Annotated in this window: 7 protein-coding genes; all 7 read right to left on the reverse strand. The window is 40.2% G+C overall.

Annotation, left to right across the window (positions count from 1 at the left end):
- Nucleotides 1–448 precede the first annotated feature (448 nt).
- Entirely contained in the window at nt 449–1,666 is a 1,218-nt protein-coding gene (gene lhgO / locus BIV60_RS11190) for an L-2-hydroxyglutarate oxidase (RefSeq protein ID WP_071355824.1), read from the reverse strand.
- Nucleotides 1,667–1,683: 17 nt separating this feature from the next.
- The gene (locus BIV60_RS11195; protein WP_083402215.1) at nt 1,684–2,340 is read right to left on the reverse strand and encodes a GntR family transcriptional regulator; all 657 of its coding nucleotides are present in this window, start codon (nt 2,338–2,340) and stop codon (nt 1,684–1,686) included.
- A 619-nt stretch (nt 2,341–2,959) separates the two neighbouring features.
- Nucleotides 2,960–3,862 (reverse strand): nickel transporter permease, encoded by a 903-nt coding sequence (nikC, locus tag BIV60_RS11200; RefSeq protein ID WP_071355826.1) that lies wholly within the window; start codon nt 3,860–3,862, stop codon nt 2,960–2,962.
- Between the two features lie 12 nt (nt 3,863–3,874).
- Entirely contained in the window at nt 3,875–4,882 is a 1,008-nt protein-coding gene (locus BIV60_RS11205) for an ABC transporter permease (protein WP_071355827.1), read from the reverse strand.
- A gap of 91 nt (nt 4,883–4,973) precedes the next feature.
- Entirely contained in the window at nt 4,974–6,587 is a 1,614-nt protein-coding gene (locus tag BIV60_RS11210) for an ABC transporter substrate-binding protein (protein WP_071355830.1), read from the reverse strand.
- A 55-nt stretch (nt 6,588–6,642) separates the two neighbouring features.
- Complete coding sequence (locus BIV60_RS11215; protein ID WP_071355828.1) at nt 6,643–7,611, reverse strand: ABC transporter ATP-binding protein; 969 nt, start codon at nt 7,609–7,611, stop codon at nt 6,643–6,645.
- Nucleotides 7,592–8,605: an ABC transporter ATP-binding protein gene (locus BIV60_RS11220; RefSeq protein WP_071355829.1), complete on the reverse strand. Its 1,014-nt coding sequence runs from the start codon at nt 8,603–8,605 to the stop codon at nt 7,592–7,594. The genes BIV60_RS11215 and BIV60_RS11220 overlap by 20 nt, the downstream gene beginning before the upstream one ends.
- Nucleotides 8,606–8,724 lie beyond the last annotated feature (119 nt).

The following is an 8,724-nucleotide window of genomic DNA, read 5'->3' on the forward strand; positions in this document are numbered from 1 at the left end:
ACTTTTTTGCAACTGGCTTGGGTTCACTTGATCGTTCTACGGAAATAGAATCGGAGCGAATAGGCAGTCTGTTATTATTTTTCCTGTTTTCGATTATTTATAATTGTTCCCGATTTTGAAATGGTAGTTTTCAAAAGGAGAGCATACTATAAATATAAGTTAATAATAGTATATAACTTAAAAAACTATTTGTCAAATTATTTTTAATTTTTGGCACTTTCGTAAAGCTTGTTGCTAATGAATAGAGTGGTTGATTTCCACTCCAGGATGCTCGCTTTCCGCGGGGCGGGCGGTGAGCCTCCTCGGCGCTTTGCTCCTGCGGGGTCTCACCTGTCCCGCTGCTCCCGCAGGAGTCTCGCACCTTCCGTTCCAATCAACCTTCTTTATAAACAGTTTACCTTATCAAACCTATTATAAAAACAACAATCCTTGATAAAAGAGCCTAATTTTATATCACTATTGCAGACTTGATGATTTTCGTTTCCGCAGGAATTCTGCTTACGATTTCTTTCCCAATCTCAATTGAAGCTGTTGCTGCCGGTGATGGGGCATTACATACATGGATGGAGCGTTTTCCCATAATAATATAGAAATCGTCGACCATATTCCCGTCATACTTTAACGCCTGCGCCCGAACACCTGCTGGTGCAGGAATTAGATCATCTTCCTGGATTTCCGGAATTAATTCCTGAAGGCTTTTGGTAAATTGCTTCTTACTAAAGGAACGAATATATTCTTCCATTCCTTCCTTCATAAATTTGCCTGCCAGTTTCCAAAAACCACCATATCTTAAAACTTCGGCAAGATCCTTTGCATTAAAATCCGTTTTTTTATACCCTTCCCTCTTAAAGCTTAATACCGCATTAGGACCGGCATCTACTTCCCCGGAAATCATTCTGGTAAAATGAACTCCCAAGAAAGGAAATTTAGGGTTTGGAACCGGATAAATTAGATTTTTAACAAGATAGCGTTTTTCCGGTTTCAATTTAAAATATTCACCGCGGAACGGGACAATTTTCATGTCTGTTTTATACCCTGCAGCTTCTGCTACACGGTCGCTGTGAAGCCCGGCACAATTGATGACCATATTTGCTTTGATTGTGCCGCGTGAGGTTTCAATTGTAACCTGGTCTGATTCCTCGTGGATTTTTTCTACCTTTGTATTTAATTGAATCTCGCCGCCATTTGCTTTAATAATTTCAGCAAATTTCTCACTTACTTGACGATAGTTTACAATACCGGCCATTGGAACACGAATAGCACCAACACCCTTTACATGCGGCTCAATTTCCTTTAATTCATCTGGTCCAATATGATGAATTCCTAACCCGTTTTCTAATCCCCGGTTATATAAGTTCTCGAGAAGCGGAATTTCTTCCTGCTTGGTTGCAACAATGACCTTCCCGCAAATATCATGATCAATTCCATGTATTTCACAGAATTCACGCATCGATTGGCTTCCTTGGCGCGCAAAGCGGGCTTTAAAGCTGCCTGGTTTATAATAAATTCCTGAATGGATTACCCCGCTGTTATGACCGGTTTGATGTTGGGCAACTGCGGACTCCTTTTCAATCACTACTACTTTTGCATCGGGAAAACGTTGATAAATGGCCATTCCTGTTGACAGACCCACAATTCCTCCCCCGACGATTGCAAAATCAAACATTTGTAAAATCCCCCTTTTTAGTTATTCAACTCTTCCATATACTGAATTAGATTATTCTTTGTCCGTAAAATATGAAATTCAACAGCAGCACGAAGCTCCGCAGCATCTCCCCGCAAAACAGCTTCGTAAATCATCCGATGTTCCCTCTGTGTTTCATGGTAATAATCAACAAGCAAATTAGGTGCAATCGGTGAGATTCCCAGGGTTTCTACCATTTTTTGAACCCTTGGCCATGGACAGCCCTTCCTTAAGGTCTCATGAAATGCGGCATTCAATTGGATATATTGATCATTTGTAGCATCTGTTATTTCTAGTTCCTCCATTTGAATGAGGATATCCTTAAGCTGCTCTTTATCATCTTCTATTAAGTAGGGAAGAGATTTTTCAACTGCAAGTCCTTCCAACAATGCCCGGGTATGGTAGATTTCCTCGATGTTGTCCTTTGTAATCGGAGTGACAATCGCACCTTTATGCGGAATCATCTCTACTAATCCTTCCATTTGAAGCTGTGTTAACGCTTCGCGAATTGGCATACGGCTGACTTGTAGGCGCTCTGCCCATTCCTCCTGAATAAGACGGTCGCCTTTTTTCAATGTTCCATTCAAAATTGCTTTCCGAAGACTTTTCGTTACAAATTTTACGATTGTTGACTTATCTTCACTTACTTTTCCCAAAATTTTATCCACCTCTTTTTAGATTGGATACAATATAATCAATATATCAGCTATTTTTGTAATTTTCAATAATAAATTAAATAAAATTGGATACAATTATTTTAAATTGTATCCAAAAATAAATTATTAAAATCCAAGGTATCATTCTTGTTTTAGTTACCTTTTTGGCATAAAAACCATTTTCGGTAAATTCCTACTTGGAACTTATCCTCCGTTTGTTCCCGATTTCGTTCACCGGTTTTTTCTCTTTACCCTCCACTTTGGAGCATTTACATTACGGTTCTCCCCTTTTACCCACCGCATTTGATCAAATACCTTCCACTTCTTATTTAATCTATTGAAAACCATGGTATCTTTCTGATTTAAATACCTTTTTCGATAGAAAATCTCCATTTTCAGTAAATATCTGTTAAAAATTCATCCTCCGTTTATTCCCTATTTCGTTCCCCACCGGTTTTGCCTCTTTACCTTCCACTTTGGAGCATTTACATTCCGGTTCTCCCCTTTTACCCACCGATTTTGGTAAAATACCCTCCACTTCTCTAATATTAATTGGAAATCCTAAGTACCCTCCAAAAAATAGCCAAATAAAAAAGAGGCTCTCATCGAGCCTCTTCTTCTATTGCTTCATCTTTGGATCCAATACATCCCTTAATCCATCACCCATTAGATTGAATCCAAGTACCGTCAGCATAATGGCGATACCCGGGAAAAATAATGTCCATGGCGCCTGAACAAGGTACTGCTTTGAATCAGAAAGCATTTTCCCCCATTCCGGTGTCGGCGCTTGAGCACCTAAGCCAAGGAATCCAAGGGCTGCCGCTTCAATGATTGCTGTTGCAATCGCCAATGTTGCTTGAACAATTACCGGTGAGATACTGTTTGGAAGAATATGCTTAAACAAAATTCTCGTATCCTTCATCCCAACCGCACGGGCGGCCATAATATATTCTTCCTGTTTTACACTAAGAACCTTTGAACGAACAAGCCGACCAAAGTTCGGGATATTAATAACCGCAATCGCAATCAATGCATTTTGCAATGATGGACCTAAAATGGCCACAACGGCAATCGCTAATAGAATACTAGGAAAGGCTAGCATAATATCAAAAATACGAGAAATAATCGTATCTACCCAACGGCCATAATATCCGGCTACAATCCCGAGCAGCGTCCCAAGGACAACCGAACCTAAAACCGAGAAAAAGCCAACCCATAATGAGATTTTTGCCCCATAGACAATCCTTGAAAAGATGTCACGCCCGAAATCATCCGTTCCAAACCAATGTTTTCCGGATGGAGCCTGCAATCGTTCAGCCAGCACCTGCTCTTTATAGCTATACGGTGCTATTAAAGGAGCTATAATGGCTAAAACAATAAAAAATAGGACAATGCCTAGCCCAATGACGGCCAGTTTATTTTTATAAAATGCTTGTACTGCTTCCTTCCAAGGAGGTGTAAGCTTTTCTTCTTCAACAGCTGCTGAAGAAATCTCTACTGTATTCTTTGCAAGTTCAGCCACTTAAAATCCCTCCTATTTCGTATACTTTATTCGCGGATCAACAAATACATATAATAGATCCACAATTAAATTAATTAATACAAAGATTGCTGCGATAATCAAAATCCCCGACTGTATAACCGGATAATCACGGTAGGCAATGGCATCGTACAAGTAACGGCCAATTCCCGGCCAGCCAAAAATGGTTTCAGTTAAGATCGCTCCACCTAACAAAAGTCCCATTTGCAAACCAATTACTGTTAAAACAGGAATAACGGCATTTTTCAAAGAATGCTTGTACACTACCCAAAACATTCGAAGCCCCTTTGCACGTGCTGTTCGGATGTAATCAGCTCTCATAACCTCAAGCATAGTAGCTCTAGTCATCCGTGCAATGATCGCCATTGGAATCGTAGCAAGTGCAAAGCTTGGTAAAATTAAATGCTTTACAACGGTGCCAAACTGGTCAAATCTCCCCTGTAGCAGTGTATCGACCAGATATAAATTTGTTATCGATGATACCGGATCACGGACATCCTCCCGTCCAGTGGTTGGAAACCAGCCTAAATGGATAGAAAACGCCCATTGCTCCATTAAACCAAGCCAGAAAATCGGAAGGGACACCCCTACTAACGCAACGACCATTGCCACATAATCAAACCATGATTTTGAAAACCATGCACTGATAATCCCTGCATTCACCCCAATAACTACAGCAATAATCATTGCAACAACTGCAAGTTCGATGGTTGCTGCCAAGTATGGCCAAATTTCTTCATTAATTGGTCCTCTAGTTCTTAATGAAGTTCCTAAATCACCATGAAGAAGGGCATTAATATAGTCAAAATATTGTATGTACCAAGGCTTATTTAAGCCTAATTGTTCGGTAAGCGTGGCAATTGCTTCCTTTGTTGCTCTTTGACCAAGAATTACCTGTGCAGGGTTTCCAGGAATAGCATGAATAATCGAAAAAACGACAAGAGTCATTCCAAATAATACCGGTATTAATGAAAAGACACGGCGGAGCGTATATGTAAACAACTTTCTCACCCTCTTTTTAACAATGATAGTTTTTCTGTCAGATGCTATTAGCTAACAAAAGAGGAGGCAAAGCTCCCCTTTTGCAACATAATTACTTGAAGTATACGTTTGTTAAAGGTTCAGATCCTGTTGGATGTGGAAGATATCCAGCCACATCTTTACCCGCTGCCAATAGCGGTGTTGAGTGTACAAGCGGGATCCACGGTGCATCGTCATGGATAATTTCCTGTGCCTGCTTATAAAGATCGTTACGTTTCTTTTGATCTGGCTCAGTTTGAGCTTTAATTAAAATGTCATGTAATTTGTCATTGCTATAGAACGAATAGTTATTAGCTCCAATGCTGTCTTTATCAAGCAATGTGTACAAGAAGTTGTCAGCATCTCCATTATCACCTGTCCATCCTAGCATGTAGGCATCAAACTTACCTTTTGCTGCATCAGCTAAATAAGTAGCCCAGTCTTCTGATTTAATATTGGCTTTTACACCGATCTTGCTGAAGCTTTCTTGAATAACTTCCGCCACTTTTTGAGCCTCAGGCATATAAGGACGTGCTACAGGCATTGCCCATAGATCCATGGTGAATCCCTTAGCGTAACCAGCCTTGGCTAATAACTTTTTCGCTTGCTCCAAGTCGTACGGATAAGCTTGAACTGCATCATTATAGCCCTCAACAGATGGCGGCATTGTGTTTTTCGCTTCTACTGCTTTACCGCCATAGAATGCATCAATAATCGCCTTCTTATCAACAGCCATATTTAACGCTTGACGTACAAGCTTATTATCAAATGGTTTACGATTTACAGTAAAACCGATATAACCTACGTTCATGGATGGACGCTCAACTACTTGCAGATTCGCATTTGATTTAACAGTGGCTTCATCTGAATTATTAAGACCATCCATGATATCGACTTCGCCATTTGTTAAAGCATTAAGACGTGCTGTATTTTCAGGAATGACACGGAAAATAACTTTATTTAGCTTAGGCAGACCTTTTTTCCAATAGTCAGGGTTCTTTTCAAGTGTAATACTGTCATTTTGTTTCCACTCTACAAACTTAAATGGTCCTGTACCAACTGGATTTTTTCTGAAATCAGCCCCGTATTTCTTTACAGCAGTTGGGCTGGCAATTCCAAATGGTGACATGGCCAAGTTCTTTAGGAATGGAGCTTGAGGTCTCTTAAGCACAAATTGAACGGTGTTACCATCAACAGCTTTTACCTCTTTAATAACGTGTCCTTTGTCCTTCTTAAAGCCGCCGAACATTGTATAATAAGGGAATTTATCTGCATCCCCATTCATCCAGCGGTCGAAGTTAAATACAACGGCATCCGCATTAAAATCTGTTCCATCTTGGAATTTAACCCCTTCTTGCAGCTTGAAAGTATAAGTTAAGCCATCCGGGCTGACTTCCCAACTTTTTGCAAGGCCCGGATGAATTGTTGTATCCTGTGGACCATATTCAAGAAGCGTTTCAAAAATATTTTGTGTTACCTTAAAGGTTTCACCTTCAGTTGTCGTAATTGGATCAAGTGAAGTAGAATCACCGCCACGCGCAAACACAAGTGTATCTTTTTTCGAGCCGCCGCTAGAAGCAGGGTCTTTTTTGCTATCTGCATTATTACTTGTTTTACTGCTGCAGCCAACAAGGAACATGCTGATTGCCAAAAACGAAATGAATAACAATTTCATGGTTTTCTTCATGCGTTCTTTTACCCCCATTTTTTCTTTTAAAATTTTTATCATAAACGCATCATGCTTATTCGTTGAACAAATGGCATGCTACGTAATGACCATTAAGGTTTCGTTCTTTCGGTCTAGTCGTTTTGCAGATGTCCATACATTCGGAACACCTTGTATGAAATGCACAGCCTGAAGGAGGATTCGCCGGGCTCGGCAGCTCTCCATCTATTAAAATCGTTTCCCTTTTCAGGTCAGGGTCCGGAATTGGTACCGCTGAAAGAAGCGCTTTTGTGTAGGGATGCAGCGGATTATCGTAAAGCTCTTCACTATCAGCCAATTCTATTAATCTACCTAAATACATAACGCCAACCCGGTCACTAATATGCCGGACCACCCCTAAATCATGTGCGATAAATATGTATGTAAGACCAAATTCCTGCTGAATATCTTTCATAAGGTTAAGGACCTGAGCCTGAATGGACACATCTAGTGCGGATACTGGTTCATCTGCAATAATCAGCTTTGGTTTCGTCATTAATGCTTTCGCAATCCCTATACGCTGACGCTGCCCGCCGCTGAATTGATGTGGGTATCGCTTGGCATGATAACTGCTTAAGCCAACCACTTCGAGCATTTCTTTAACCCGTTTCTGCCTTTCTTCCTTTGTTCCGATACCATGAACAATCAATGGCTCCTCAAGAATCTGTTCGACAGAATGGCGGGGATTCAAAGAAGCATAGGGATCCTGAAACACCATTTGAATATCCCTGCGGATTTTTCGTAATTCCGATTTTGACAAGCTTGTAATCTCTTTATCTTCAAAATTAATTTTCCCGTCACTTGCCTCTATCAGCCTCATGAGGAGGCGTCCGGTTGTGGATTTACCGCAGCCACTTTCACCAACAATCCCGAGCGTTTCCCCTTTTTTTACATAAAAAGAAACATCATCGACCGCTTTAACCTCCCCTTTTTTCCTGCCGAGAAGACCGCCTGTGATGGGGAAATACTTTTTCAAACCGTTCACTTCAAGAAGTAACTCCGACATGTTTGTCACTCCTCTCCTCTGATGAATGTAATAAACATCTTACTTCATGCTCGTCTTTTTCCATTTTGTATAACTGAGGTGACTCCTCAAAACAACGTGAAAGCGCTTCCGAACATCTTGTCGCAAATCGACAGCCCTTCTTAACTGTTCCAGGTGCCGGAACATTACCAGGAATGCTGTATAATCGTTCTTTTTTGCCTCTAAGGTCTGGTACGGATTTAAGTAATCCCTTTGTATAGGGATGCTGCGGATTTTTAAGGATGGTTCGGACATCGCCTTGTTCGACGATTTGGCCGGAATACATGACAATGACTCGTTCACAAATTTCAGCTACCACTCCTAAATCGTGGGTAATAAGAATGATGGATGTATTTGTTTTTTTATTTAAATTCTTCATTAATGCAAGGATTTGTGCCTGAATGGTTACATCCAGTGCGGTTGTCGGCTCGTCGGCAATCAGCATTCGCGGGTTACAGGCCATCGCCATCGCAATCATAACACGCTGCCTCATCCCACCGGAAAGCTGGTGCGGATACTCTTTTAGAATCCCTTCTGCACGTGGAATCCCGACAAGCTTTAATAATTCTATGCATCTATCAATTGCTTCTTTTTTTGAAAGGTTAGTATGTAATTGAATCGCTTCTATAAGTTGATTACCAATCGTAAATAACGGATTTAATGACGTCATTGGTTCTTGGAAAATCATTGAAATCTGATTCCCGCGGATTTTTCGCCACTCTTTTTCGGATAAAGAGGTTAAATCCTTTCCTTCAAAAGAAATTTCTTCGGCTTCAATTTTTCCCGGGGGGATTGGAATTAATCCCATTGTCGTTAAAGAAGTTACACTTTTACCACTGCCTGATTCCCCAACAATTCCAAGAATTTCTCCTTCTTTTAACTCAAAACTGATTCCATCCACTGCAGGGACGTATTTTTTTCCCGACAGAAAAGAAACTTTTAGGTCTTTTATTTTTAGAATAGGGTCTTTGCTCACGTTTACACCTACCTGTTAGTTAAATTATTTTGTATTTTGTGACCTTTAAAATATCATAATATAATAAATTTTCCTTTAATTTAGACATATTTATTATATCTATAATTTCTGAATATAGC

Source organism: Bacillus sp. MUM 116 (assembly GCF_001866655.1).
Taxonomy (GTDB): Bacteria; Bacillota; Bacilli; order Bacillales; family Cytobacillaceae; genus Neobacillus.

Excerpts from the sequence above, each read along its gene's own strand:
- BIV60_RS11210 (WP_071355830.1), bottom strand. The coding sequence starts at position 6,587 with ATGAAGAAAACCATGAAATTGTTATTCATTTCGTTTTTGGCAATCAGC.
- BIV60_RS11215 (WP_071355828.1), bottom strand. The coding sequence starts at position 7,611 with ATGTCGGAGTTACTTCTTGAAGTGAACGGTTTGAAAAAGTATTTCCCC.
- lhgO (WP_071355824.1), bottom strand. The coding sequence starts at position 1,666 with ATGTTTGATTTTGCAATCGTCGGGGGAGGAATTGTGGGTCTGTCAACA.